Origin of the sequence: Candidatus Thiodictyon syntrophicum (assembly GCF_002813775.1) — a bacterium.
In the GTDB taxonomy this organism is placed as follows: Bacteria; Pseudomonadota; Gammaproteobacteria; order Chromatiales; family Chromatiaceae; genus Thiodictyon; species Thiodictyon syntrophicum.
On the sequence record NZ_CP020370.1, the window covers coordinates 4,690,748 to 4,715,862 of the forward strand.

The window sequence follows — 25,115 nt, forward strand, 5'->3', positions numbered from 1 at the left end:
CGCCTTCCGCCCGCCGCGGGGGCCGCAGAGCGGGCACGAACCTCATGACGACCTCAACCTCACACGCGAAACCCAGCATGAACCACGCCCACCCTGTCCCGCTCCTTCTCACCGCCCTGCTGGCGTCCACCCTGATCGGCGCCGCCGCCGCCGATCCGCTCCTGGAGGACCGCGTGGCGCGCATCGAACGCATCATGGACAACCAAAGCGCCTCCGGTCTCACGCTTCAGATGCAGCAACTCCAGCAGGAGGTGCAGGAATTGCGCGGTCTGGCGGAGACCCAGAAATTCGAGATCCAGAAGCTCCAGCGGCAACTGCGCGACCAGTATCTCGACATCGACTCCCGCCTGGGCACCGGCAAGGGCCTGGACACCCCGGCCGTCGGCACGCCCGCCGTCGGCCCCGCGGGCGCGGCACCACCCCCCCGACCCGGGGCCCTCGACCTGAGCGGCAAGGACCTCAAGCCGCCGGTCGGCAGCGAGACGGCGGCCCCGGTCACCGCCCCCAGCCCCTCCTCCCCCGGCGCCGTCGGCATCCCCTCCCTGCCGAGCCCGGAGACCACCGGCGGCAACGAGCGTGACGCCTACCGCGACGCCTTCGAGCTCCTCAAGCAGCGCAAGTACCCGGACGCCGCCGCCGCCTTCACTGACTTGATGGCCCGCTTTCCGCAGGGCCAATACACCGATCAGGCCCGCTACTGGCTGGCCGAAACCTACTATGTCCAGCGCAACTACCCGGCGGCCCTGGCTGAGTTCGACCGCCTGGTCCAATTGAACCCCACCAGCGCCCGGATCCCCGAGGCCATGCTCAAGATCGCCAACATCCAGTCCGAGTTGGACGCCCGCGAGCAGGCGCGCGCCGCCTATCGACTGCTTATCGCCAAGTACCCGAACAGCACCGAGGCACGACTCGCCCAGACCCGCTTGCAGAAGCTTGGAGCGGAGCGCACCGGGACGGAGCAAAAATAGTCCGGCGGCGCCCGGCCGGCAGTGCCGCAGCCAGGGCGGCGGCGGGGCGCAAGCGCCCGCCCCCGCGGGAGCGCCGCGACACCGGGCTTCAAAAGCAAGTCCAAGGCGTCTATACTGAGCGGTCTTCGCGCCCTTAGCTCAGTCGGTAGAGCATCTGACTTTTAATCAGGTGGTCGCGCGTTCGAGTCGCGCAGGGCGCACCAAAAAAAAACAACGGCTTAGGCGCTTCGGCCCTAGGCCGTTTTCTTTTGAGTCCCGTTAAAATCACCACGTCGGGGCAGGTTTCCGCCGACCTTGAGCCCATCGGCCGGAGCCATGAGACTGGCCCTCACGGGTGCCGCTGCCACCCGCCCGGGGCGCCGACGATCCGCCGGCCGGGTCGCGGACACAGTGGCCAGGCGGGGAGACGGACGCGGGCTTGGGGCTGGATCAACTCTCGGACAGTTCCAAGCGCCGCTCGATGCGCTCAACGCGCCGCCGCAGTCCGTCCAAGTCGGACTTGCCCGAGTAAACCGCCGTCGTCAGGGCGCCGACTTGCTGTCCGAGCGTGGCAAGGTGCAGTTCAATACTCGTGAGTCGTTCGCCGTGGTCGGCCTGAGTCGCGCGGATCGCGCGCAGATGCTCAAGGACCAGGCTTTCAATGTCTGCCGTCATCGTGGTGTCCTCTTGTGTTACACCAGCTTTGCCACCTTGAGCAATACGCCGATGATGATGCGTGTCTGCAATATCCCTGCACCAATAACCCAGCGCCTTAGCTCGCCTTTACTGCTTCATCAGTGACCCCTGAGTCACCACGCGGGGGCGAATCAGGCGGTATTATAGCGTAAAGGATAGCACGGGTCCGCGGGCTAAGGCGTTGTTGTAGCGTAGGGAAAAGCATACAGGAGGAACCGGGAGCAGGACTACTCGGTTTCGATCGCACCCGACCAAAGCCCGCCAAGCGCACCACACCCAGGACCCCGCATCGGCTTACAATCTGCGCCACCCGCTCACGGCCGCCCCGCGGCAACAGGCGCCGCCGACACCTTCGACACAGGGCTCACATGTCTCATCCCCTAACGCGCACCGCCTGGCCCCTGCTCGCCCTCCTGCTCAGCTCCCCGGGCGCCCCGAGGGGCGCGGAGGGCACCCCGCTCGCCCTCCCGCCCCCGCCCGGCGCGGCCCCAGCGCCCACCGCGCCGGCCCCGGACCGCACCGGTAACGCGGCCGACCTCTGGCAACGCACCCGCGACACGGCCGGGACCTGGTGGCAGCGCTCGCGCGACCTGGCAGGGCAGGCGGTCCAGGACGCGGGCGGCCTGATGGGTCCCAAGCCCCAGGGCTTTCCCCAGGTCTGGGAGGGCGTGGTCCCCAAGCTACAGGAGACCCTGGTCCTGGAGGAGCGCCGCGCGGCCCTGCCCGACAGCGCCTGGTTCAGCGCCGACAAGGTCTCCAACCAGGCGCAGATCGAGGCCCTGCTCGATGATGCCGTCACCATCCTCTCGACCTCGCCGGTGCAGCGCTTTCGCGAGCGCATCCGTGCCATCCAGGGCGAGATCGACGCCGCGCGCGCGGCCATCGCCGACTACCGGCAGAACCGGGTCGCCGCCCCCACCGAGTCCACCATCAAGCGCACGGTGGCCGACTACGACCGCCTGATCGCGGAGAAGGAGGCGCAGATCAAGCGGCTCAATGAGCAACTCGGCCAGGTGAAGCGTGAATTCGCCGCGGCGGTGCGCCAGTTGGGGGTGGACCTGAGCGATGAACAGGTGGAATTCCTGCTCTCCACCGTGGTCGGCGACAACATGGTCGATCTCGGCATCCTGTTCGACAATGTCAAATCAGTGACCAACCAATTGGAGCAACTGGTCGCGCAGAGCGGTGAGGACCTGCAGAGCGCGCGGCGCTATTACGGCATGTATGTGGTCCTGCTGCGCGCCCTGGAGCGGATGCACCAGAAGATCGAGGAGGCGATCGGCGAGCAGTATATCCCCCAGATCAACGCCATCATCACCCGTGCCGAGCAACTCACCGGCGAGACGCGCGACCTCCAGCGCAGTTCCCCGGGCAAGGGCGAGCTGCTCGCCGCCAACCTGGAGGCACAGCGGCTCACCATCGAGGCGGCCGGGGTCTATCGCCAATATCTCAACGACCAGAAGGCGCAGGTCATACGCGCCCGGCTGGAATTGGAAAAGGACATCGCCGCCGCCTGGAACACCTTCGAGACGGTGCGCGTCTCCGGCGAACTGGTCGGGCTCGTCAAGTCCAGCCGGCGGCTGCTGGAAGGGCTGATGAACCGCCAGGTACCGGCCCTGCGGCCCTTCGAGAACCTGGAGATGCGCCGCGAATTTGAAAAGCTCACCGAGCAATTGCGTCGCGGTGGGTGACGTGAAAGAGTAATTCTCTCACAGAGACACAAAGATCACAAAGATCTTCAAAGCGAAATGTTGGTCCAGAAGATTAGCCGGGCGATGATCGGCCCAATGCCTTCAATGATCTGTTTTTCTTTGTGTTCTTTGTGTCTTTGTGTGAGACGCTTCTTACCCCATCAGGAGCCACGCCATGCCCGCCAGACCCATCAGCAAAGACACCCTCCTGTGCATGTCACTCTCCGCGCGACCGGGGCAGTTCGGCACCCGCTTCCAGAACTTTCTCTATGAGGCCCTGGACCTCGACTACATCTACAAGGCCTTCACCACCACCGACCTGCCGGCCGCCATCAACGGCATCCGCGCCCTGGGCATCCGCGGCTGCGCCATCTCCATGCCCTTCAAGGAGGCCTGCATCCCGCTCTTGGACGAGGTGGACCCCGCCGCCGCCGCGATCGGCGCGGTCAACACCATCGTCAACGACGCCGGGCGGCTGCGCGGCTACAACACCGACTACATCGCCATCCGGCGCCTGCTCGATCGGCATCAGGTCCCGCCCAGCACCCGCTTCGCCATCCGCGGCAGCGGCGGCATGGCCAGGGCGGTGGTCTGCGCCCTGCACGATGCCGGATTCCGGCACGGCTGCGTCATCGCCAGAAACCGGACCGCCGGGCAGTCACTGGCCCAGGGCTATGGCCTGGAATGGCGCGCCGCCGCCGACCTCGCGGCCGGGCTATTGATCAACGCCACCCCCATCGGTATGACGGGCGGCCCGGAGGCGGCGGCCCTCGCCTTTGAACCCGCACAAATCGCGACCGCGACGACCATCCTCGACGTCGTCGCCATCCCGCCCGAAACCCCGCTCATCCGCGCCGCCCGCGACCTGGGCAAGCAGGTCATCACCGGCGCCGAGGTCATCGCCATCCAGGCCCTGGAGCAATTCGTACTCTATACCGGACAAAACCCGACCGGGGAACAGGTCCAACAGGCCATCGCCTATGCCGGGGAGGCGCCGGTCGCGCAGCGCTGATGCGATTGCGGTCGGTGAGGCCGCATTCAGGAGTCCCAGCCGCTACCCTGAACCTCAGGCCAGCCCCCGTGGGAGCGGCTTCAGCCCCCTGAAGCCTGTCCGGTGTGACCGCGCATTTGCCAGTGGCAGCCGCCGGCGGCGAGATGGTCAGCCAGGGCCTCGTGGAGCTTCAGCGCGTCATCGCGTTCCTTCTCGGCATAGATCAGCAGATAGGATGGCTCGATCCCCTCGGACTGGACGCTGACGTATTGGTCCTGAAGGTCCGCCGGGAGGCCCTGGATGGCGCCCTCGTTGAAGCGGGTGATGCACTCGACGGTGTCGTCGTCGATTGGTCGCGGGAGCGGCTCGGGTGTATCGGACGGCATGATTCACTCCGTATTCTCTGCGTCTCTGCGCCTTGCGTGATCGATCCAGGGTTCGGCTGGAAGCCGCGGATTGCATGCCTGTCTGCGAGACCGCACCCGGATTGTGCCGGCGCTTCATCCGTCCTGCGGGCTTCTGCGGTCGGGCAGCCTTGATCATAGCTGCGGCCATGCGCCCTTGCGGTAACCCGTCGCGGCCGGGGGGCCGCTCCTACGCGGTAGGAGCGGCCCCCTGGCCGCGGCGGATATCACCCTCGAAGGAGGAAGGTCCGCACAGCGGACCCTACGGGAGGCGTCGGCGGCCCACCGGACGGATGCGGCGTCGCGTAGGGTCCGCTGCGCGGACCGCTGCCGACGCATCAGTCGGCGCCCCGCGGTAAGCCGCCCCGCAGCTTGGCAAACATCGCGGCGACAAGCTGATCCGCGAAGGCCTCGCGGATGTGGCCGCCGGTCTGGCTGAACCAGCGCCCGCGGTCATCGCGGAAGACCTGGACGTGCTGTAGGCCCTTCAAATCCGCGCTGCCGTCGAGCGGGACCGGCTTGAGGCCCACCGGGACCAGGGGCTTGTGGATGGCGACGGTCCTGGGACCAAGGGGCTCGATGAAGTGAGGGATCTCGTTCGCGGCGATGAAGTCACTGGCGAAGAACTCCGGGGAGAGCAGCAGGAGTCCAAGGCTTCAGCCTTGGCGCGCTCCAAGGCTGAAGCCTTGGACTCCAGGCGCTTGGGCTGCGGCGCTTGACCTGACAGCAGTGGGGGCTGACTGGGGTCCGTATTTCGCCCGCAGACCGGCCAGCACCAAGTCTCCGGGGATCAGCGCGACGTCACCGGCGTCGATCTGGGCGCAACGGCGCGCGAGTTCCTGGCGCCATTTCTGAGAGACCTCAAAATGCGCTTTAATATCAATTCTTTCAAGCAATGTCTGCGCGATCGTCGCGCGTGCATGGGAGTCCAGTCGCAGGGCGTCGTCGATGATCTGCTGAGCCTTGGTTTGCATCACCTGGGCCTCCCTTGGGCGTGGTAGTCAGTTGGCAGCTATGACGTGTTCGGTTCGATCCGTTGACAAAGATACGCGCGGGCTCGCTGGGGGACAACCCGCGGACACCAGCCCCTCCAAGGCCGCCCCCATGACCAAACTGTCATCCGCAAACCTGGCAGGACCCGGCCGCCGCCCCCACCATGGGGAGCCAGTCAAGCCCGACACCGGAAGCCCCCATGCACCGACGACCCATTGCCCGCGCCCTCCTCGCACTACCCCTGATCCTGGCCCTGCCGGCGCCCCTGACGGCCCTGGCCGATCCCCCGAAGGTCTTCGAGCGGCAGCTCGGCAATGGCCTCAAGGTCCTGGTCAAGCCGGACCACCGGGCACCGGTCCTGACCTCCCAGGTCTGGTACAAGGTCGGCTCCAGCTACGAGTACGGGGGCATCACCGGGGTCTCGCACCTCTTGGAACACATGATGTTCAAGGGCACCGCGGCGCACCCGGCCGGTGAGTTCTCACGCATCGTGGCGGAGAACGGCGCGGAGGAGAACGCCTTTACCGGGTCCGACTACACGGCCTATTTCGAGAACCTGGCGAGCGATCGGCTGGCGATTGCCTTTGAACTGGAGGCCGACCGGATGCGCAACCTCCGGCTCGATCCGGACGACTTCGCCAAGGAGCGCGACGTGGTCACGGAGGAGCGGCGGATGCGCACGGACGATGACCCCCAGGCCCTGACCGGGGAGCAGTTCGAGGCGGTCGCCTTCGCCGCCTCGCCCTACCGCAACCCCGTCATCGGCTGGCCCGGCGACCTGGAACAGCTCAAAGTGGAGGACCTGCGCGACTGGTACCGGCTCTGGTATGCACCGAACAATGCGACGGTGGTGGTAGTCGGGGACGTGGACCCGGAGCAGGTCTTTGCCCTGGCCGAGCAGCATTTCGGCCCGCTCAAGGCGGAGACCGTGGCCCCGCCCAAGACCCAGGCGGAGCCGGAGCAGCGCGGTGAGAAGCGGCTGCAGGTCAAGGCCCCGGCCAAGGAGCCCTACCTGCTGATGGGCTACAAGACGCCGGCCGTGGTGGATGCCGCGGCGCCCTGGGAACCCTATGCACTGGAGGTCCTGTCCTCGATCCTGGACGGTGGCAGCAGTGCCCGTCTGGAGCGTGAACTGGTGCGGGGCAGCCAGATCGCCTCCTCGGCCGGCGCCTCCTACAGCGCCTTCAGCCGGCTGCCCGGGCTCTTCCAGCTTGACGGGGTGCCGGCCAAGGGGCACGACATCCCGGCCCTGGAGCAGGCCCTGCGCGCCCAGGTGGAGCGCCTCAAGCAGGAGCCGGTGGCGGCGGCCGAACTGGAGCGCATCCGCACCCAGTTGATCGCCAACAAGGTCTATGAGCAGGACTCGGTCTTCAACCAGGCGGTGAAGCTGGGGCAACTGGAGACGGTCGGGCTCGGCTGGGAACTGGCGGAGCAGTATGTGGAGCGACTCGCCGCGGTGACCCCGGAGCAGGTCCAGGCGGTGGCGCAGAAATACCTGACCCAGGACCGGCTCACGGTCGCCGTCCTGGACCCCCAACCGGTGGACGGCAAGCAATTGAAGAAGGCCCCGGCAGGGGTGGGAGGACATGGCAATGTACGTTGAGACCAGTCGCTTGAACCCGGTTCGCTGGAGCGCGGAGCAGCGGGGTGTTTGCGGGTCCGCTGGTCCGCGCAGCGGACCCTACGGGCGCGCGCAGCGGGCCGCTGTCTTGGTTGGCGTTCATTTGCGTTCATTTGCGGCCAATCTCTTCCCCGCCACCCTCACCGCCGCCCTGCTGCTGCTCGGCACCACCGCCCAGGCCACCCCCAAGATCGAGACCTGGCAGACGGCCAACGGCGCCCGGGTGCTGTTCGTGGCGGCGCCGCAACTGCCGATGGTCGATGTGCGGGTGGTGTTCGACGCCGGTGCGGCGCGCGACGGCGAGCGCCCGGGGCTGGCCGCCTTTACCGCCGGCATGTTGAACGAGGGCGCCCGGGACTGGAACGCCGACACCATCGCCGAGCGGATGGAGAACGTCGGCGCCTCGCTCAGCGCCGCCACGGACCGGGACATGACCTCGGTCGCCGTGCGCAGCCTGACCCGGGAGCCGGCCCTCACGACCGCGTTGGAAACCCTGGCCGGGGTGCTGGCAGCCCCGAGCTTCCCGGCGGACGCCCTGGAGCGCAACCGCGAGAACGCCCTGATCGGCCTGCGTCAGGAGCAGGAACAGCCGGCCAAGGTCGCCCAGAAGGCGCTCTACCGTCAGGTCTTCGGCGCCCACCCCTACGCCTCCGACCCGAGCGGGACCGAGGAGTCGGTGCGCGCCCTGACCGCCGCGGACCTGAAGGCTTTCCATGACCGCTACTACACCGGGGCCAATGCGGTGGTCGCCATCGTCGGCGCCCTGGACCGGCCGGCGGCGCAGGCCCTGGCGGAGCAGGTGGTCGGCACCCTGCCGGCCGGGGAGCGCGCGCCCCCCCTGCCGGCGGTCCCGGACCTGAGCGCGGCGGCCCTGGAACAGCTCGCCTTCCCCTCCAGCCAGACCCACGTCCTGGCCGGTCAGCCCGGCATGGCGCGGGGCGACCCGGACTATTTCGCGCTCTATCTGGGCAATCACATCCTGGGCGGGAGCGGGCTGGTATCGATCCTGATGGACGAGGTGCGCGAGAAGCGCGGGCTGTCCTACAGCACCTTCAGCTATTTCATCCCCCTGGCCCAGCCGGGGCCCTTCCTGATGGGGCTCCAGACCAAGAACGAGCAGGCGGGGCAGGCGCTCGGGGTCCTGGTCGATGCGCTTAAGCAATTCGCCGCCGCGGGACCGACGGACGCGCAACTGACCGCCGCCAAGAAAAACCTGACCGGCGGCTTTCCGCTGCGCATCGCCGAGAACGCCGAGATCATCCCGTATCTGGCGGTCATCGGCTTCTACGGGCTGCCGCTCGACTATCTGGACCGCTTCACCGACCGCATCAACGCCATCAGCGCGGAACAGATTCGTGACGCCTTTGCGCGGCGCGTCCACCCGGAGCGGCTCGCCATCGTCACGGTCGGGGGCGAGCAGGCGCCGGTTGCGGTTCCTGATCCGGCCGCGGCCCCGGCCGCCGGTGGGCCGGGTTAAGGGGGTCGCCGGCCGGTCCGGTCCCGGGCACCTGCGCATCATCGGCGGGCGCAACCGGGGCCGGCGCCTGCCCATCCCGGATCAGCCGGGGTTGCGGCCCACCGCCGACCGGGTGCGCGAGACCCTGTTCAACTGGCTCACCCCGGTGCTGCCCGGGGCGCGCTGTCTGGATCTCTTCGCCGGCAGCGGCGCACTGGGGCTGGAGGCCGCCTCCCGCGGCGCCGGCCGGGTGGTGCTGGTCGAGCGCAACGCGGCGGTGGCGCGGCAACTCCTTGCCAATGTGGAGACGCTCGCCGCCGCGAATGTGGAGGTGATCGCGGCGGATGCGCTCGCCTGGCTCGCCGGGGAGCCCAGGCCCTTTGATATCGTGTTCCTGGACCCGCCCTTTGCCGACGGGCTGCTCGCCCCCGCCTGCGCCCTGCTGGACGCGCGCGGGTGGCTCGCGCCCGGCGCCCGGGTCTATCTGGAGAGTGCCGAGCGGGCGGGCTTCCCGGCGCTGCCGCAGGCTTGGGAACTGGTGCGCGAGGGCACCGCCGGGCAGGTGCGGTATGGGTTGGCGCTGGTACGGGGGGGCTCGTCACCGCCTCCCGGCTGACCGTTACCCGACAGTCGCGCAGCGATGCTGTGGGAGCGGCTTTAGCCGCGACGAGGCCACGGCGGCCTGCGAGGTCCCTACGGCCTGGGCGCACGGGCAGCGGTCCGCGCAGCGGACCCTACGGGGTTTGCGCGAGCGGCGGTCCGCGCAGCGGACCCTACGGGCTCCCACAAGCGTCGCCGCGCGACGCGCCGGCCCCATGCGCCCAGGGGCACGCCTGTGCTATCGTTCGCACCCATTTGACGGTCGCGGCCCCGGGGCGCGCCGGTCCATCCCAGAACGGAGTGCCGCCTCGTGCGCAGTGTGGTCTATCCCGGGACCTTCGATCCCATCACCAACGGTCACGCCGACCTGATCGTGCGGGCCGCACAGCTCTTCGACCGGGTGGTGGTCGCGGTCGCGGCGGACACCGGCAAGACCCCGACCTTCACGACGCAGGAGCGCGTCGCCCTGGTCCATGAGGTGCTGGACGGCCAGCCGCGGGTGGAGGTCGTCTCCTTCAACGGCCTGCTGGTAAACTATGCCCGCGAACTGGGCGTCCACGTGATCATGCGCGGCCTGCGCGCCGTCTCGGACTTCGAGTATGAGTTTCAACTGGCCGGCATGAACCGCCGTATGGCCCCGGACATCGAGACCCTGTTCCTGACCCCGGCGGAACAGTATTCCTATATCTCGTCCTCCCTGGTGCGCGAGATTGCGCGCCTGCGCGGCGATGTCTCGTCCTTCGTCGCCCCCGGCGTGCAGGCTGCATTGCGGGCGCGCTTTGGGTAATATCTGCCGCCCGGGACCGCACCGGGCAGCTTGACAACAGGCCGCGTGGGCGCTTATACGCAACTGCGTTCCGCGCCGGGTGCCCGCCGCGGGTACCGATCGTTTCTCCACCACTCACCCCAACGACCACCAGGCGTGATCCCGCGCCTTTGAACTAGAGGAGTCTTCTCATGGCTTTGCTGATCACCGACGAGTGCATCAACTGTGACGTCTGCGAACCCGAGTGCCCCAACGGCGCCATCTCCCAGGGCGACGAGACCTATGTGATCAACCCCGACCTGTGCACCGAGTGCGTCGGCCACTACGAGACCTCCCAGTGCGTGAAAGTCTGCCCGGTCGACTGCATCATCAAGGACCCGGCCCACGAAGAGACCCATGACGAGCTGCAGGCCAAGGCCGACCGCATCAGCGCGGGCTGAGCCCCGCGGCCCGCGGCGGGCGCACGCTTAGATTCGGCTTGGACCAGGGGCGCCTCAGGGCGCCCCTGGGCGTTTGGGTGGTCTGTCTTCTCGTTCCCACGCGCAAGCAGCACTGCCATTGAGTTGAAGCGCCGCAGCCGAAGCCCCTGGAGTCCAAGGCTTCAGCCTCGGTAGATGTCAAAACACATTGGCGGCTGAGCGCCAACGCATCCTCACGCACGATCCACGCGCGCCGGGTGCTCGCAGGCTCAGTCCGGACTTTTTTTCAACCAGTCCAGTTCCATCTTCAGCCGCCCGATCTCGCTGCAGAGACACTCGGGCTCCGCCTGCTCGTCCACTTTCTGGCGTCCACGCTTGGTTTCAAACTGCCCCACCTGGGCTGCGGCGGCGCCGCAACGGCCACCGGCTGAAGCCTCGACCGCCGGTTGACCGGCGACTGACTGCCGTGCCCGTTTACCACTCCTTGAACGGCCGCCGCGCCAGGTTGGCGTTGGAGTAGCGGGGGTCGCCGGTGACCTCAAGCCCAGCCCAGTCGGGCAGGTCGAAGGGCTCGTGCTCGCGGGTCAGTTCGATCTCGGCCAGGACCAGGCCAGCGTTGTCGCCGGTGAAGACGTCGAGATCCCAATGGTGCTGGCCGCCGGGTATCCGGTAACGGACCTTCTCGACCACCGGCAGGATGGCGAGTTCGCGCAGCAGGGCCTCGCCGTCCGCGGGTGGGATCTGGTACTCGAACTCGGAGCGCGCCAGGCCCAGGGGCGGGCCCTTGAGGGTCAGGTAGGCGCTGTCTTCGGTCAGGCGCACGCGCACCGTCAGGGTCCCGGTGGTCGCCAGATAGCCCTGGCGGATGCGCGTCTCGCCCTGCGCGAGGGCGCGCCAGGTGTCGTTCCTGACGAGAAATTTACGCTCGATCTCAATCCCCATGATGCAAGACTCCCGTGGTGCGGGTTCAAGGGCGTTCGAACAGGGCCATGGACTCGACGTGCGCGGTGTGCGGAAACATGTCCATCACCCCGGCACTGACCAGCCGGTAACCCAGGGCGTTGACCAGGCGGTCAGCGTCCCGGGCGAGCGTGCTGGGATAACAGGAAACGTAGCAGATCCGCTGCACCCCCAGGCGCGGCAGCCAGTCCAGGACCGCCAATGCGCCACTGCGCGGCGGGTCCAGCAGGACCTTGTGATACTGACCCCGCAGCCAGGGGGCATCGGTGAGGTCGGCATAGAGGTCGGCCGTCTCGAAGCGGACATTGGTGATGCCGTTGCGTTGCGCGTTGGCGGCGGCGCGGGCGATGAGGCCCGCGTCGGCCTCGATCCCCAGCACCGCGGCGGCGCGGCGCGCCAGCGGCAGGCTGAAGTTGCCGAGGCCGCAGAACAGATCCAGCACCGACTCGTCCGGCTGGGGGTCCAGCAGGTCCAGGGCCTGGTCCAACATCAGACGGTTCAGTTCCAGGTTTACCTGGGTGAAGTCGGTCGGCTCGAACGCCATGCGCAGGCCATAGCGGGGCAGGTCATAGTGTAGTTCAACGCCCTGCCCCGGCAAGGGTCGGATGCTGTCCACCCCGCCCTCCTGGAGATAGATATGGTAGCCCCAGTCCTCCCCGAGGCCCTGGAGGACGCCCAAGTCCGCCGCGCTCGGCGGCGCCATCACCCGGAAGATCAGCACGCAGGGCGCCTCCCCCACCGCCATCTCGATCTGCGGGACCTGGTCGCGGATGCTCAGGCGCCCGACGGCCTCCGCCAGCACCTGCAGGCGCTCGCCCACACTCGGGTGCAGCACCTCGCAGCGGGTCAGGTCGGCCAGATAGGGCGTGCCGCGCTCGCGGAAACCGACCAGGGTGCGGCCCTTCTTGATGACGTGGCGCGCCCCCAGGCGCGCCTTGCGCCGGTAGCCCCAGTGACCGGCGACCAGCGGCGGGAGCCAGGCGGCGGGGCTGACCTTGCCGATGCGGGTGAAGACGTCCGCGAGGGTCTCCTGCTTGATGCGGATCTGGGCCGCGGGGTCGACATGCTGGAGGTTGCACCCGCCGCAGACGCCGAAGTGCGGGCAGCGCGGCGCCACCCGGTCGGGCGAGGCGCGCAGCACCGCGACCGCCGCCCCCTCGTCGAAGCGGCGCTGGACCCGGGTGTAGCGCATCCGCACCCGCTCCCCAGGCAGGGCATAGTCGACGAAGATCGCCTTGCCGTCGAAATGGGCCAGGCCGCGGCCCTCATGGGTCAGGCCCTCGATCTCGAGCTCGATCTCCGGCGGAAGCGGTTTGCGCTTTTTTGACAAGTGGCTGTTCCTATGCGTTCATTTGCGGACAAAAATCTTCACCGCCCGCTCAATCCGGAAAGACCCCGGTCGAGAGATAGCGGTCGCCGCGGTCGCAGGCGATGGCGACGATGACCGCGGCGCTGACCTCGGCCGACAGCAGGAGCGCCGCCGCCACGGCCCCGCCGGAGGAGACGCCGGCGAAGATGCCCTCGCGCGCCGCCAGGTCCCGGGTGGTCTGCTCGGCCAGGGGCTGCGCGATGTCGATGATCCGATCCACCCCGGCGGGGTCATAGATCCGCGGCAGATAGGCGGCCGGCCAGCGGCGGATACCGGGGATATTCGCGCCGTCCGCGGGCTGCACGCCGACGATCTGCACCGCGGGGTTCTGCTCCTTGAGATAGCGCCCGGTCCCCATGATGGTCCCCGTGGTGCCCATGGCACTCACGAAATGGGTGACGCGTCCGGCCGTGTCGTGCCAGATCTCGGGGCCGGTCGCGGCATAGTGGGCGGCCGGATTGTCCGGGTTGGAGAACTGATCGAGCCGCACCCCCTCCCCGCGCGCCTGCATGGCATTGGCCAGATCGATGGCCGCCTCCATACTGCCCGCGCGCGGCGTCAACACGATGGTCGCGCCGAAGGCACGCATGACCGCCCGGCGCTCCACGCTCATGTGCTCCGGCATGATCAGCACCATGCGGTAGCCCATGATGGCCGCGGCCATGGCGAGTGCGATCCCGGTGTTGCCGCTGGTGGCCTCGATCAGGGTATCGCCGGGCCTGATAGTGCCCCGCTCCTGGGCGCGGCGCAGCATGTTGAGCGCCGGGCGGTCCTTCACCGAGCCGGCCGGGTTGTTGCCTTCGAGCTTGACCAGGATCAGGTTGTCGGTGGGGCCGGGCAGGCGTTGCAGGCGCACCAGGGGGGTGGTCCCGACGCAATGCTCGATGGTGGAACCGATAGGACGCTTATTCATAGGGTTACCGGTGGGATCAATGGCCGGATGGGCGCGGCGGGCTGGGGCATGAAGGTGCGGGCGGACCGGCAGTGACTTCGGTCCCGCGATTGTGCACCAGCGCCGTCATGCAACCAAGCCGGAGCGCGGGTGGACGGCCCCGGGGCCAAGCTATAGAGTAGTCGGCAGAGTAGTCGGCGACCCACCCCGCAGGAGCCAGACCTTGGACCAAGCGCCCGTCACCCCCCTCTCCCAACTCCCCGCTCGCGACCGCGTGTCCGCCCTGGCCGTCGCCGGCGGTGATGCGGACCTGGCCGCCGAACTGTTCGCCGCCCTGCTGGCCGGACTGCCGGGTGAGCTGGCGGCCCTGCGCACCGAGGTCGCGGCGTCCGACTGGGAGGGACTCGCCGAACTCGCCCATCAGGTGCGCGGGGCCACCCGCTACTGCGGTGTCCCGGCCCTCGACGAGGCGGCCGAGTCCCTGGAGCGCGCCGCCCGCGCCGCCGACCCGCCGCGCGTCGCCGCGGCCTTCGCCAGCCTGGAGGCGGAGGCGCTGCGGGTGCAGCAGGCGGACGACTGACCTCAATGCCGGACGGGGCATTCGCCCCGTCCGCAAGGTTTTCGACGCCCCGCGAAGGCCACGGGCGGCTGCCGGGCCCGAAACGTTCAGGACGGGGTTGCAAACCCCGTCCCGCTCGCAATCGTTGTCGTTGTCGTTGTCGTTGTCGAGATCGTAATCGAAGAAGCGATGCAATTTGGCGTGCGAGAGAATCCCGGACGCTACGATAACCTCGATTACGACAACGACAACGACGCGACAAACCTTCCCTGATGGGCTTGTTTAACCTATTGTTGAACCGTTCCTTATCCACCCTGCAAGGTACCTGCTTCGTTGACAAAAGGTTTTCCGAGAATCGCTCTGGCACCAGATCGACTCACCGGCGAGCGCATCCGCGAGCGCCTGAGCCCGGACGCCTGTCGCGGCACCCCGCGGGCGGAACTGCCCGGGGCGGGCGCGGACGCGGCGGCGGAGCAGGCCGCCGTCCTGTTGCCGCTCTATTGCCGGGACGGCGCCTGGCACCTTATCTTCATCCGCCGCGCCGTGCGCCTCGCGGACCGGCACAGCGGCGAGGTCGGTTTCCCGGGCGGCCGCCGCCAGCACGCGGACCGCGACAGCACCGCCACCGCCCTGCGCGAGGCGCACGAGGAGATCGGCCTGGCGCCGGAGCAGGTGCGGGTCCTGGGCGCATTGCGGCCCTTGGCGACCGTCAGCCGGTTCCTGGTCACCCCGGTGGTGGGCGAATTCCCCTGGCCCCAGCCCTTGCGGCCCGACCCGCGGGAGGTCGCGCGCATCTTCAGCATCCCGCTCGCCTGGCTCGGGACCCCCGGCCACCATCGGGTGCGCGCCTACCCGGCCCCGGACCACCCCGAGGCCCGGGAGATCGCCTTTTTCGACCAGTACGACGGCGAACTGCTGTGGGGCGTCACCGCGCGCATCACACTCGATTTCCTGGGGTGTCTGATGGGGCCTTGAGCGCTGCCGATGATGACCAGCCCGCGCAATCCGCCGGTGCTTGTCGTAAGGTATGCAGGGCATAAACGAACGCGCGAGGTATCCCCGATGGAAGACACCCTGCAACGCCTGCTGGCCGCCGAGCTGCAGGCGGAGAAGATCGCGAGTCTGGCCGAAGAGGAGCAGGACCGCATCATCCAGACGGCGCTGGCGGACGCCAAGGCGGAGAACGAGCGCTTCACCGGGCGCCTCCCGGAGCTGCACCGCTCCTTCCTCGCCAAGGCGCAGGAGCGCGCCGAGCAGAACATCGCCGAGCTGCGCCGCCGCTACGACGAGCGCCATGTGCAGTTGCGCGACCAGGCCGAGCAGCGCGAGGAGCAGGCCCTGGAGGCCGCCTTCGCGATCCTGATCGACCCGCACCGCTGATGAGTACCGCCGCCGACCAGGCCTATCTGAACACCCGCGTGTCGGTGATGGCGACGCGCCTCTTTGATCCGGACAGCATCGGGCAACTGTCCCAACTGCAGCTGCCGGAGTTGGCCAAACGCTTCGGACTGGCGGCGCTGCTCGACGAGCAGCAGAGCGCCCAAGTCCGCGGTCGCGCGATCGAACAGTCCCTGATCCAGGTCCTGCTCGCCGAGTTGCAGGTCCTGGTGCGGCCCATGAGCGCGCCCGCGCGCGCCATCGTGGTCGCCTGGGGACGCAAGTATGCCCTGTTCAATTTGAAGACCCTGATTCGCGGCAAGCTCTACGACCTGGACCAGCAGACGATCCGCGACAGCCTGTTCGAGCTGCCGGCCATCGTCGCCCTGCCCGACGAGGAGATGCTGCGCGCCGAGAATGTCCTGGAACTGCTGCGCCAACTCGAGGCCGGACCCTTGCGCCTGATCGCCCGCCAGGCGCGCGAGGTCTACGAGCAGCGCCGCGACCCCTTCGCCCTGGAGGCCGCCATCGATCAGCGCTATTACACCCGGCTCGCGCGCGGCCTCCTGCAGTTCCACGACGCCGACCTGCACCCCCTGCAACAGTTGATCGGCGCCGACCTGGACCGGGTGGCCCTGCTGTGGCTGCTGCGCTTTCGCTTTTCCTACCAGCTCTCACCCTCCGAGACCTTCTACCAACTCGTGCCGTCCATGCGCCTGCTGCACCGCGAGCGGCTCCTGGCACTGGTCAACATCGAGACCTTCGCCGGGGTGCTGGCGGCCCTGCCGCCGCCGCTCGACACCCTGGCGGCCGACTGCACCACGGTCATGGACGTGCAGCGGCGCATGAGCCGCTACCGGGCGCACGCGGCGCGGCGGCTCCTGCACCAGAGCCAGTCGGGGGTGGCGCGCGCCCTGGCCTACCTGATGCTGCGCGAGATGGACCTCTTTTTCCTGTTCGCCCTGGTCCAGGGACGGCTCCTGAACCTCTCCGCGGAGGTGGTGGACATCGCCCTGGAGGTCGCCGAACCGACCTGTAGCACGCGTTAGGTCTACTGTCCCCGCCATTCCCCCGGTGTCGTTCCCCCTGGCCGCTGCTATTCTTAGCAGCGAGTCAGACCGACCCAGCGCCCCCCGGCCCGGAGCCAGCACCATGAACCCAGTGCCCCGTTTCGACCCCGCCGACCCCTATCCCGACAGCGACGGAGCCCCGATGGCGGAGAATACGCTGCAATTCGACTGGATCGTCAAGATCAAGGAGAACCTGGAAATCCTCTTCGCCGACCGGCCGGATGTCTTCGTCGCCGGTGACCTCTTCTGGTATCCGGTCCAGGACCGGCGCCTCGCCAACCCCATGGCCCCGGACGCCATGGTGGTCTTCGGCCGACCCAAGGGACCGCGCGGGTCCTACAAACAGTGGGAGGAGGACGGCATCGCCCCCCAAGTGGTCTTCGAGGTCCAGTCGCCGTCGAACGGGCCCAAGGAACTCAGGGACAAGCTGGAGTTCTACGACACCCACGGCGCCGCCGAGTATTACCTCTACGACCCCGAGCGAAACCGTCTGGAGGTCTGGCTGCGCCAGGACGGGCGGCTCGCCCCCGTGGCCTACGTCAACGGCTGGACCAGCCCCCGGCTCGGCATCCGCTTTGCCCTGCGCGCCGAGACCCTGGAGATCTTCGACCCCGCCGGCCGGCCCTTCCTGAGCCCGGTCGAACTGGCCCGCCGCGCCCGGCAGGCCGAGAAGCAGGCGCGAGAGGCCGAAGAGCAGGCGCGGGAGGCCGCTGCGCGCGCCGCGCAGGAACGCGCACTCGCCGCGCAGGAACACGCCCGCGCCGAGCAGGAACGCGCCCGCGCCGAGCAGGCGGATGCCCGTGCCGAGCAGGAACGCATCTGCGCCGAGCAGGAACGCGCCCTCGCCGGGCAGGAGCGCGCCCGCGCCGAGCGGCTTGCCGAGCGCCTGCGCGCCCTTGGCATCGACCCCGACGCCGTGGGCTGACGGCCGCCTTGCCCGCGCCGGTACCCTCTAGAGCCTCGACCGGCGGGCGCGGCGTGCAATGGCAGGGGAGGCTGCACCCGCTGTGCCGCCTTCAGAGGGTCGGCGACCGCTGCAAGCGGCGCCGAGATAGCCGAACAGCCCGGCCGCGATCAGCCAGATGCCGGCGGGCGCGGGCACGCCGCGGACGTCGTCGATCAGCAGCGCGGATGAGTTGACGTAGTCGTTGAGGTCGAGCACGCCGACGGCGAGGCGGTGCAGACCGCTGCTGGTGAAGGGGTCCGAGACGAAGGTCTTGAACCCGGTCTCGCCGCCGAATGGGCTGCCGCTCGCGATCAGGGTGGCACTCAGGCTGTCGGCGAGCAGCCGCACGATGCCATCCACGGCGACGAAGGCGAAGTCCGCGGCGCTCGTGTCGTTGCTCAGGAAGTTCCAGTCGAAGGCGATGCGGCTGCCGGTGTCGGCGGTGAAGGTCTGGACCAGCCCGGAGCCCTCGGTGGGGGCCGCGGCCAAGAGGGCGTCCAGGGCGCCGATGGCAAGGCCCAGTTGTTCCTCCAGCCCGCCGGCCCCGCCGACCTCCACCGGGGCATTGCCGGAGGCGTTGTAGTTCGTGCCGCTCAGGTCGTCGTCGGCGTTGAGGGCGTTGGTCAGCAGGGCCTGGTTGGCGCCCGCGCTGGGGCCGGAGCCGAAGGCGGCGGTGGCGACGCTGGCATCGCCCGCCGCGGTCCAGCCGTTGAGCCCGGCCTCGAAGCCGCCATTGGCGATCGACGCGGCGCTGGCCGTGGTGCCCAGGGTGATCAGACCCAGCGTGATCAGGCCGAGCCCAATCAAACCAGATGCGCGCAGGGTGTTCGGGGTGTGGTTCATGTGGGCGGTTCCTTGGTCGGTGCGGCGAATCTAAAGACCCAGGTCCCGCGCCGGGACCAGCTGGGCGGCGGTGAGGCCCCGCAGCGTCAGCAACGGGCGCGGGGCACCGCGGCCGGCAAGGCCGTCGGCGTCGATGCGCAGGCTGACCCCGCCGGTCACATCGGCAAAGACCAGATGGCCGTCGGCCACCGCGCGGGCCGGGGCGATGCCGAGGCTGCTGAGCAGCGCGGTCAGGTCGATACGGTCGGCATAGGGGGTGAAGTCGCTGATCACATCGCCGGCATCGCGCATGCTCTGGTAGACGAAGGTATCGCCGCCGGCACCGCCGGTGACCAGGTCACCGCCGACGCCGGGGGTGATCCGATCGTCTCCGGCCGTGCCCACCAAGGTGTCGCGCCGCGGGGTGCCGGGGATGATGTCGCCGGGGCTGGCCACGGCGACGGCCAGGTCCACCAGGCGTCCCTGCAGGTCAAAGGCGTTCTCGGTGCCGTAGAGGTTGGCGGTGACCTCGTCGCCGTCGGCCGCGTCCAGGCGCTGCAGGCCGCCCTGGGCCTTGGGGGTCTCGATCAGGTCGGCGAGGGCCTCCTGATACAGGATGGAGTTGGTCGCGTTCTCGAACACGACGCCGTTCGCGGCATAGGGATAGCCGTCGCCGCCGTTGGCCAGGAAGTCGATGGTGGCGAGTGCAAAGGTCGTGGCGGGATCCACCACCACGCCGTTATCGATCAGGAGGGTACCGTCGTCCAGCACCACGCGGCGGATGCGCTCGCCGGTGCCCAGCGTGGTGCGGGCGGTGCGGCTGCTGTCGTAGAAGACCTGCATCCCGGAGACCTGCGCGAAGCGGCCCTGGGTGGCCCCGCCCGGACTGGTTGCGTTATAGGCCTGCTCCAGGACGTCCTTGAGCTGGGCCGCGTTCACGCTGCGGGCGGTCTTCACCAGGTTGGTGAAGGGCAGTACGTTGAAGGTGTCGCCCATGGACAGGGTACCGGGGCCGGCGATGCTGGTGCGGATGCCGCCGCCGTTCTGCAGGGCCACATCGGCCTCGCCGGCGAAGCGGATCGCGTCGGCGACCAGGTTGCCGAGCCCGGTCTCGGCATTGCGCGTACCCTCGGTGTACTGACAGGGGGTCGGCGTGCAGGCGACGTGGGTGGGGCCGTTCAGGGTCATCGCGGTACTGCCGATGATCTCGGCGTTCAGGGCCGAGACATAGTCCAGCACCGGCTGCACCACCGCGGCGCTCAGCGTCGCATCGCCGGTGACGGCATCGGCGTCGGTGGCGAAGCGCCCGGAGACGCGGATCATCCGGCTGCCGGTGATGGTCAGCGCGCCGGTGGCGTCGTCGAGACTGGCGTTCAACTCACCCAGGTAGCGGTTGCCGAAGTGGCCGGTGACGACCGGCACCTGCGCACCGTCGGCGTCGCGGGCATAGACCGGGTGGCTGGTGAAGGTCGCCGCGACGCCACCATTGATGAGCTGATCATCCGGGTCGGTCATCAGCTCGTGGCCGCCCCCGGAGATGACCAGATCCACCCCGCGCAGGGCCGGCACCATCACCGTCAGCTCGTTGTTGGCGTTCTGCAGATGGCTCATGACGATGATGGTCTCGACCCCCTGCTCCGTGCGCAGACGGGTGACTTCGGCCTGGATCAGCGGCAGCAGGGCGGCCAGATTGGCCGCGTCGGTGGCGTTGGCATCCCAGGCCTTCATGATCCCGTCCGGCGGCGAGGAGATCTTCGGCAGCAGCGGCGTGGTGGCACCGATGATGCCGATCTTATTGCCGCCGGGCGTGGTGATGACCTTGGACGGGGCGACCTGGCCGACGGCGGCCAGCGCGGCGAACGCGGGCGTCACCGAGAAGTCCAGGTTCACCGACAGGTAGGTCGTCCCGGAGACCGCGGCGAAGCGGGCCGCGACCGGCCCGGTGTTGTCCAGGTCGAACTCGTGGTTGCCGAACACGGCGGCATCAAACTGCATCCGGCGCAACGCAATGGCGTCGTAGAAGTCCTGACCACCGTCCGGATGGGCGGTGACCAGGCCGTCGAGGCTCGCGCTCAAGCGCGGCCCGGGCAGGAAGGAATCCCCGGCGTTCAGCTTCAGCACCGCCCGTCCGGCGCCCGCGGCGGCCGTCTCGGCGTTGGCCATCACGCTGGCCAGGCGGTCGATCCCGCCGTAAAACGAGATGAGCTGGCTGGTGTCGTCACGCAGATTCCCCTGGGCCGACAGCAGCCAGGACTCTTGGTCGCCGAGGTGCAGGACGGTCACCTCCTCGGCACCGGCGCTGCTGAACAACCCGGCACCGAGGGCCAGGGCGAGGGCTGGACCGATGGCGTAGCGGCACAGGACCGGGCTGATCTTCAGGGGCAGGATGGGCTTCATCGAGGGCTCCTGGGTTGGGGCGGACAGGGAAGTTCGGCGTCGGCCGGGCAGCGGGAGCGCCGTGGGGCGGGGTCGGCGCGCTATCGAGGTAACCGCAGCGCCGGAGTCTGCGGTGAGCAGATGACGGCGATCTTAAGGTTCGGTGAATCTTTGCGGACAGCCGGCGTGGAGCGCTGCGGGCGCCGTGCTCAGCCGTCCGGCGACCGGATCACCGCGTCATCTCGCGACGGCGGGCGGCGAGGAGTCCGGCGCCGACCAGCAGGGCCGTACCGGGCAGCGGGATGTCGGCGGCGGTGACCAGGATCGCGGCGCCGCCAAGACTCAGGGGGCCATAGGCGACCCCCTGGCTGTCTGAGAGGGTCGCGTTGCCCAGGTCGAGTTGGCTCAGGCCCAGCCCGCCGGCGGTGAACCCGATGATGGCGATCAAGGTGTCGACATCGGCCGTAACGCCGCTGAGATCGAGGCTGTACTCGGCGAAGGTGATGGTCCCGTTGCCGATGGAACTGGCGGCGGTGTCGGTGAAGGGGTCGAAGACACCCGCTGAGAAGATGCCGGTGGCGGTGAGGATGGCGGGGTCGAAGCTGAGGTCGAATTGGAAGGCGGCCAGGTCCATCGCACCCGACGCCAGTACATTGACCGTGAAGCTGGTCCCCTGGATGAGGACGCGCGTCGGGTCGACCAGACCGCCGGGCACGGCGTCCAGCTTGATACCGGCCGCCCCGACGGCGTTGGCCCCGAGCAGCAGGGCGGCCCCGCACAGTGACATGAGTCGTTGATTCATGGAAAACTCCGCAAAGATCAGACATGGCCCCGCGGCCGTGATCATTGTTCCGGCCACTAGCGCGCGCACTTAGGGCGGTCGCACAGGAGTACCAGACGGCGGAGGTCGAGCACCGTGATACGCCCGTCGCCGTCCAGGTCGCCGGTCGCATTGGCCGCGGTGACATCCTGATTGAAGCTGAGCTTGAGGGTGTCCAGGTCGTCCTGGTCCACTGCCCGGTTGCCGTCCAGGTCGCCGGGACGCGGGGCGGGTGGGTCGAGCAGGAGCCCGACCAACACCGGGTCATGGTCGGCGATACGGAACTCGTCGCTGGCGAAGTAGGTGCTGTGTTGGTTGGTAGTCTTGAACTCGAGGTTGTAATCGAACACCACCGGCTCGTCGGCGTTGATGTGGTATTCCGCCGCGCCCGTCACCTGTTCGACCAGGCTCGCGCTGGCAAGTGCATGATCCAGATGACCCCAGCGTCCGTTGAAGGTGTAGGAATAGGCGCTCGGGTCGCCTGCAACCAGGTTGGCGTAGCCGCCGCTTTCCAGGGTGCGGAGCGGGTCCTCCTGGAGGTAGGAGTTGAGATCGCCCAGGATCAGATAGTCGGCATCACCGGCCCCGGTGGGATCGGTCGCCAGCCAGTCCACCAGTGCGTTGGCCATGCTGGTGCGGGTGAGGTTGCAGTTGCCCTGACCGTCGCCGGTATCCGGATCGACGATCTCATGGGTGCCGCCAGTGGCGGTGTTGCAGTCCGAACCCTTGGATTTGAAGTGATTGACAACTACCGTGAGCCGCGCCCCATCCGCGACCTGGGCGAACGACTGGGCCAGTGCCGGACGGTTCCTGGTGTCGATGGCGCGCGGGTCCACGCCGTCGTCGAGGATGGCAAAGTCACCCACCAGGGTTACCCGTGCCGGACGGTAGATAAAGCCGTTGCGGATGGCGTCGCCACCATAGACCCCGGTCTCCACATAGGCATAGGTGGGCGCCCCGGTCAGTTCATTGAGGCCATCCACCAGGTCGGCGAGCGGCTCCACACCGGGGGTGTTCTCAAGTTCCACCAGGGCCAGGATGTCCGCGTCGAGCCGGGTCAGGGCAGCGAGCTTCTTGGTGCGCTGCCGCTCCTGCTCGGTGAGGCCATCGATGTCCACCAGCGCATCGGCGCCGCGGCACTCCATGTTGGCGGTGGCCCCGCAGATGTCGTTGACCCCATCGTCGACGGTGACGAAATAGTTCTCCACGTTGAGCCCGGCGACCCGCAGGGTGCCGCCGACCGCCGGTGCCGCGTCCGGACGCGGGTTGCTGACGAAGACCGGCAGGTCGACCGTCGCGATCGATAGCGGGCGCACCCGCCAGGCGTTGGGGCTCGCGCTGTTGCCGCCCCAGGTGTAGGTGAGCACGCCGGTGAGGCCGGTGGTGGTGTCGCCGCCGCGGATCGGATTGGCGACGCTTAGACCCGGATCGGGAAAGACGACGGGGTCGGCATTCTGCGCCTGCGACAGGTCGTCGAGCCAGATCAGGTGCAACAGGTTGGCCGCCTCGAAGGCCTGGGCCGCGGCGCCCGGCAGCGCGGCCTCGGTGCCCTGCATCAGGCGCCCGTTGGCGGATAGCTCCAGGGTACCGAAGCGCCCCAGTTGGAAGTGATTGGTCACCGTAAGGGTCTGCGGGAAGCGCACCAGCATGCCCTCGTAGCGTTCCAGATAATCGACCCCGCCGACCGCTGCCGGGACCGGCAGGGCGACCTCCACCGGGGCGACGGTGGCCCCGACGCCACAGTCCAGGACCTCGGTCACGCCGCTCAACTGCGTCTGACCCTGATACTCACCCGCGCTGCCGACCACCCGGACCCGCTGGCCCAGGCTGACACTGTCGGTATCGCCGTGGAAGACAAAGATGGCGTCCGCGGTGGTCTCATCGCCATCCCCGACAGGGTCTTGGAGATAGAAGCCGCGCAGGGCCGGCGACGGACCCTCGTAGTCTCCGACCACAACCCCCTCGGTGGTGACGGCGCCGGTGATGGCGGCGGCGGACCCGCTGCCCTGGATGGCGGGGATGGGTGTGTAGGTGCCGCCACAACCGGCCAGGGCCTCGGCGGTGGTGAAGCTTAAGGCCGCGCTGGCCGCGGGATTGCCGGCCAGGTCAGTGACGGCCCCCGCCGGGACGCTGAGGCTGCACCCGGTGGCGGTCGGCAGGTCGCCGATGTCGATCAGCAGGCGACTGCCCTCGACCCTGGGTATTACGGGCTGGTACTCGGCCGCCGGGCATTCCAGGGTCAGCCCGGTCAGGTTGCCCGCCCGAATCGCCTCGCTATAGGTGAGCGTCAGGGTACCCAGGACGGGGTCGACACCGACCGCGCCCGACGCCGGGTCGGTGCCGGTGAGAACGGGCGCCTCGAGGTCCGGACCGGCGGTGCCGATGGTGCCGGTCAGGCGGATATCGCCGGTCGTGCTGTCGGCGACCAGCCGCAGGGTGCCACCCGCGGCCGTGTCCCCGCTCCCGTCGGCCTGGGTGTTGCCGATCTCGATCAGACGGAACTCGATGGTGCCGGTCAGACCGGCCAGACCGCTCAGGTGGGCCAGGGTATAGAGGGTGTTGGTGTTGTTCTGGGTGAGCGTGGTCAGCGCGGTCGTGAAGCCGTCGAGGCTGGTGTAGAGGCCCAGGGTGCCGGGCCCGGTGCCCGAGGCACGGGTGCCGATAGCCAGTTCGGTGAGGGTGACCGACTGCCCGGCGCCGACGCTGAGTCCAAAGCTGTAGTACTCGAGGGCGTCCGCCCCCGTGGCCGTGCCCTCCCAACCATTGCTGCTCATGCAGTCGCTGCACGTGCTGGTGCCCAGTCCAGTACCGCGGGTGATTGCCAGACCCGTGATGCCGGTGGCGGTGCCAGTGACGGGGGTGCTGATCTGGTTGCCACCCAAACCGCTGAGGTCCCAGGAGACCAGGGTGTCGGCCGCCACGGGGGAGACCGCGAAGGCGGCGAGCCACAGGAGCAGGGGTCGGCGCATCGACCGGACGCTGTAGGGGCTGGTGTCAGTCATGCTGCAAGCACTCCGGGACGCACCCGGACCATCGGGGCCTTCCCACTGTAAGGGGGGATGCAACCGTCTGGACCGGCGGTTACGCGCACCAGCAGTGTGACAAGGTTCAGTGACGGGAAATCGAAGCCGCGGTTAAGGCACCATGCCCGGTTGACTACAGCGCGGTTACGCGAACCCCGGCGCCGTCAGGCGCAGCGATCGTCGCGGGGTGGCGGTCCAGTGATCGGTCAGTGGTAAGCCCGGTAGTGGTCCCTGATTACCGCAACGGCTTGGGTGCGCGCCTCACGGCGCCACCGGGGCCGAGAAACAAGGGCGCTACGGGGTCCAAGTGCCGATCC

At 68.7% G+C, this 25,115-nt stretch carries 25 protein-coding genes and 1 tRNA gene; 14 read left to right on the forward strand and 12 right to left on the reverse strand.

The genetic code is table 11. The features are described from left to right. The first annotated feature begins 77 nt into the window (after window positions 1-77). The gene (gene ybgF, locus THSYN_RS19720; protein ID WP_100920629.1) at window positions 78-968 is read left to right on the forward strand and encodes a tol-pal system protein YbgF; all 891 of its coding nucleotides are present in this window, start codon (window positions 78-80) and stop codon (window positions 966-968) included. 127 nt (window positions 969-1,095) lie between these two features. After that, a tRNA-Lys gene (locus tag THSYN_RS19725) sits at window positions 1,096-1,171 on the forward strand. 226 nt (window positions 1,172-1,397) lie between these two features. Here the strand turns inward: THSYN_RS19725 and THSYN_RS19730 are convergent. After that, the gene (locus THSYN_RS19730) at window positions 1,398-1,622 is read right to left on the reverse strand and encodes a hypothetical protein (RefSeq protein WP_100920630.1); all 225 of its coding nucleotides are present in this window, start codon (window positions 1,620-1,622) and stop codon (window positions 1,398-1,400) included. 389 nt (window positions 1,623-2,011) lie between these two features. Here THSYN_RS19730 and THSYN_RS19735 point away from each other — a divergent pair, with 389 nt between their 5' ends. Together THSYN_RS19735 and THSYN_RS19740 are read left to right on the forward strand one after the other, a co-directional pair. Continuing rightward, window positions 2,012-3,334, forward strand: coding sequence for a hypothetical protein (locus THSYN_RS19735; protein WP_100920631.1), 1,323 nt, complete (start codon window positions 2,012-2,014; stop codon window positions 3,332-3,334). 175 nt (window positions 3,335-3,509) lie between these two features. Next, on the forward strand, window positions 3,510-4,346 hold the full coding sequence (locus THSYN_RS19740) for a shikimate 5-dehydrogenase (protein WP_100920632.1): 837 nt from the start codon (window positions 3,510-3,512) through the stop codon (window positions 4,344-4,346). Between the two features lie 80 nt (window positions 4,347-4,426). Here THSYN_RS19740 and THSYN_RS19745 read toward each other — a convergent pair whose 3' ends face one another. The 3 genes from THSYN_RS19745 to THSYN_RS19755 form a co-directional block, all read right to left on the reverse strand. After that, entirely contained in the window at window positions 4,427-4,711 is a 285-nt protein-coding gene (locus THSYN_RS19745; RefSeq protein ID WP_100920633.1) for a hypothetical protein, read from the reverse strand. Window positions 4,712-5,067: 356 nt separating this feature from the next. Continuing rightward, on the reverse strand, window positions 5,068-5,259 hold the full coding sequence (locus THSYN_RS19750) for a hypothetical protein (RefSeq protein ID WP_100920634.1): 192 nt from the start codon (window positions 5,257-5,259) through the stop codon (window positions 5,068-5,070). Between the two features lie 126 nt (window positions 5,260-5,385). Further along, complete coding sequence (locus tag THSYN_RS19755; protein WP_100920635.1) at window positions 5,386-5,703, reverse strand: addiction module protein; 318 nt, start codon at window positions 5,701-5,703, stop codon at window positions 5,386-5,388. 218 nt (window positions 5,704-5,921) lie between these two features. Between THSYN_RS19755 and THSYN_RS19760 the strand changes: the two genes are divergently transcribed. The 5 genes from THSYN_RS19760 (at window position 5,922) to THSYN_RS19780 (ending at window position 10,605) form a co-directional block, all read left to right on the forward strand. After that, window positions 5,922-7,325 (forward strand): M16 family metallopeptidase, encoded by a 1,404-nt coding sequence (locus tag THSYN_RS19760; protein WP_100920636.1) that lies wholly within the window; start codon window positions 5,922-5,924, stop codon window positions 7,323-7,325. Between the two features lie 121 nt (window positions 7,326-7,446). Further along, entirely contained in the window at window positions 7,447-8,820 is a 1,374-nt protein-coding gene (locus tag THSYN_RS19765) for a M16 family metallopeptidase (protein WP_236848620.1), read from the forward strand. Further along, window positions 8,807-9,415 carry a 16S rRNA (guanine(966)-N(2))-methyltransferase RsmD gene (gene rsmD / locus THSYN_RS19770; protein WP_236848621.1) on the forward strand — a complete coding sequence of 203 codons (609 nt, stop codon included), beginning with the start codon at window positions 8,807-8,809 and terminating at the stop codon, window positions 9,413-9,415. The genes THSYN_RS19765 and rsmD overlap by 14 nt, the downstream gene beginning before the upstream one ends. A 294-nt stretch (window positions 9,416-9,709) precedes the next feature. Next, the gene (coaD, locus tag THSYN_RS19775; protein ID WP_100920638.1) at window positions 9,710-10,186 is read left to right on the forward strand and encodes a pantetheine-phosphate adenylyltransferase; all 477 of its coding nucleotides are present in this window, start codon (window positions 9,710-9,712) and stop codon (window positions 10,184-10,186) included. 170 nt (window positions 10,187-10,356) lie between these two features. Further along, window positions 10,357-10,605: a YfhL family 4Fe-4S dicluster ferredoxin gene (locus tag THSYN_RS19780; RefSeq protein WP_100920639.1), complete on the forward strand. Its 249-nt coding sequence runs from the start codon at window positions 10,357-10,359 to the stop codon at window positions 10,603-10,605. Window positions 10,606-10,853: 248 nt separating this feature from the next. Here the strand turns inward: THSYN_RS19780 and THSYN_RS36730 are convergent, their stop codons facing one another. The 4 genes from THSYN_RS36730 to cysM all read right to left on the reverse strand — a co-directional run bounded on the left by THSYN_RS36730 (window position 10,854) and on the right by cysM (window position 13,826). Then, complete coding sequence (locus THSYN_RS36730) at window positions 10,854-10,979, reverse strand: hypothetical protein (RefSeq protein WP_257791193.1); 126 nt, start codon at window positions 10,977-10,979, stop codon at window positions 10,854-10,856. 79 nt (window positions 10,980-11,058) lie between these two features. Continuing rightward, complete coding sequence (locus THSYN_RS19785) at window positions 11,059-11,526, reverse strand: CYTH domain-containing protein (protein WP_100920640.1); 468 nt, start codon at window positions 11,524-11,526, stop codon at window positions 11,059-11,061. Between the two features lie 25 nt (window positions 11,527-11,551). After that, entirely contained in the window at window positions 11,552-12,874 is a 1,323-nt protein-coding gene (rlmD, locus tag THSYN_RS19790) for a 23S rRNA (uracil(1939)-C(5))-methyltransferase RlmD (RefSeq protein ID WP_100920641.1), read from the reverse strand. A gap of 49 nt (window positions 12,875-12,923) precedes the next feature. Further along, entirely contained in the window at window positions 12,924-13,826 is a 903-nt protein-coding gene (cysM, locus tag THSYN_RS19795) for a cysteine synthase CysM (protein ID WP_100920642.1), read from the reverse strand. A gap of 202 nt (window positions 13,827-14,028) precedes the next feature. Here cysM and THSYN_RS19800 point away from each other — a divergent pair, with 202 nt between their 5' ends. The 5 genes from THSYN_RS19800 (at window position 14,029) to THSYN_RS19820 (ending at window position 17,736) form a co-directional block, all read left to right on the forward strand. Further along, window positions 14,029-14,385, forward strand: coding sequence for an Hpt domain-containing protein (locus tag THSYN_RS19800; protein ID WP_100920643.1), 357 nt, complete (start codon window positions 14,029-14,031; stop codon window positions 14,383-14,385). 312 nt (window positions 14,386-14,697) lie between these two features. After that, the gene (locus tag THSYN_RS19805) at window positions 14,698-15,339 is read left to right on the forward strand and encodes an NUDIX hydrolase (protein WP_100920644.1); all 642 of its coding nucleotides are present in this window, start codon (window positions 14,698-14,700) and stop codon (window positions 15,337-15,339) included. A gap of 87 nt (window positions 15,340-15,426) precedes the next feature. Then, a complete protein-coding gene (locus tag THSYN_RS19810; protein ID WP_100920645.1) occupies window positions 15,427-15,744 on the forward strand; it encodes an ATPase in 318 nt (105 codons plus the stop codon). Beyond that, the gene (locus THSYN_RS19815; protein ID WP_100920646.1) at window positions 15,744-16,790 is read left to right on the forward strand and encodes a V0D/AC39 family V-type ATPase subunit; all 1,047 of its coding nucleotides are present in this window, start codon (window positions 15,744-15,746) and stop codon (window positions 16,788-16,790) included. Before THSYN_RS19810 ends, THSYN_RS19815 begins: the two co-directional genes overlap by 1 nt. A 103-nt stretch (window positions 16,791-16,893) precedes the next feature. Then, window positions 16,894-17,736, forward strand: a complete 843-nt coding sequence (locus THSYN_RS19820; RefSeq protein WP_100920647.1) for a Uma2 family endonuclease — start codon at window positions 16,894-16,896, stop codon at window positions 17,734-17,736. 27 nt (window positions 17,737-17,763) lie between these two features. Here the strand turns inward: THSYN_RS19820 and THSYN_RS19825 are convergent, their stop codons facing one another. The 4 genes from THSYN_RS19825 to THSYN_RS19840 all read right to left on the reverse strand — a co-directional run bounded on the left by THSYN_RS19825 (window position 17,764) and on the right by THSYN_RS19840 (window position 24,777). Then, complete coding sequence (locus tag THSYN_RS19825; protein WP_100920648.1) at window positions 17,764-18,600, reverse strand: hypothetical protein; 837 nt, start codon at window positions 18,598-18,600, stop codon at window positions 17,764-17,766. A gap of 30 nt (window positions 18,601-18,630) precedes the next feature. Then, window positions 18,631-20,976: a 5'-nucleotidase C-terminal domain-containing protein gene (locus THSYN_RS19830; protein WP_100920649.1), complete on the reverse strand. Its 2,346-nt coding sequence runs from the start codon at window positions 20,974-20,976 to the stop codon at window positions 18,631-18,633. Between the two features lie 208 nt (window positions 20,977-21,184). Further along, entirely contained in the window at window positions 21,185-21,757 is a 573-nt protein-coding gene (locus THSYN_RS19835; RefSeq protein ID WP_157817803.1) for a cohesin domain-containing protein, read from the reverse strand. A gap of 56 nt (window positions 21,758-21,813) precedes the next feature. Beyond that, entirely contained in the window at window positions 21,814-24,777 is a 2,964-nt protein-coding gene (locus THSYN_RS19840; protein ID WP_100920651.1) for an ExeM/NucH family extracellular endonuclease, read from the reverse strand. Between the last annotated feature and the right edge of the window lie 338 nt (window positions 24,778-25,115).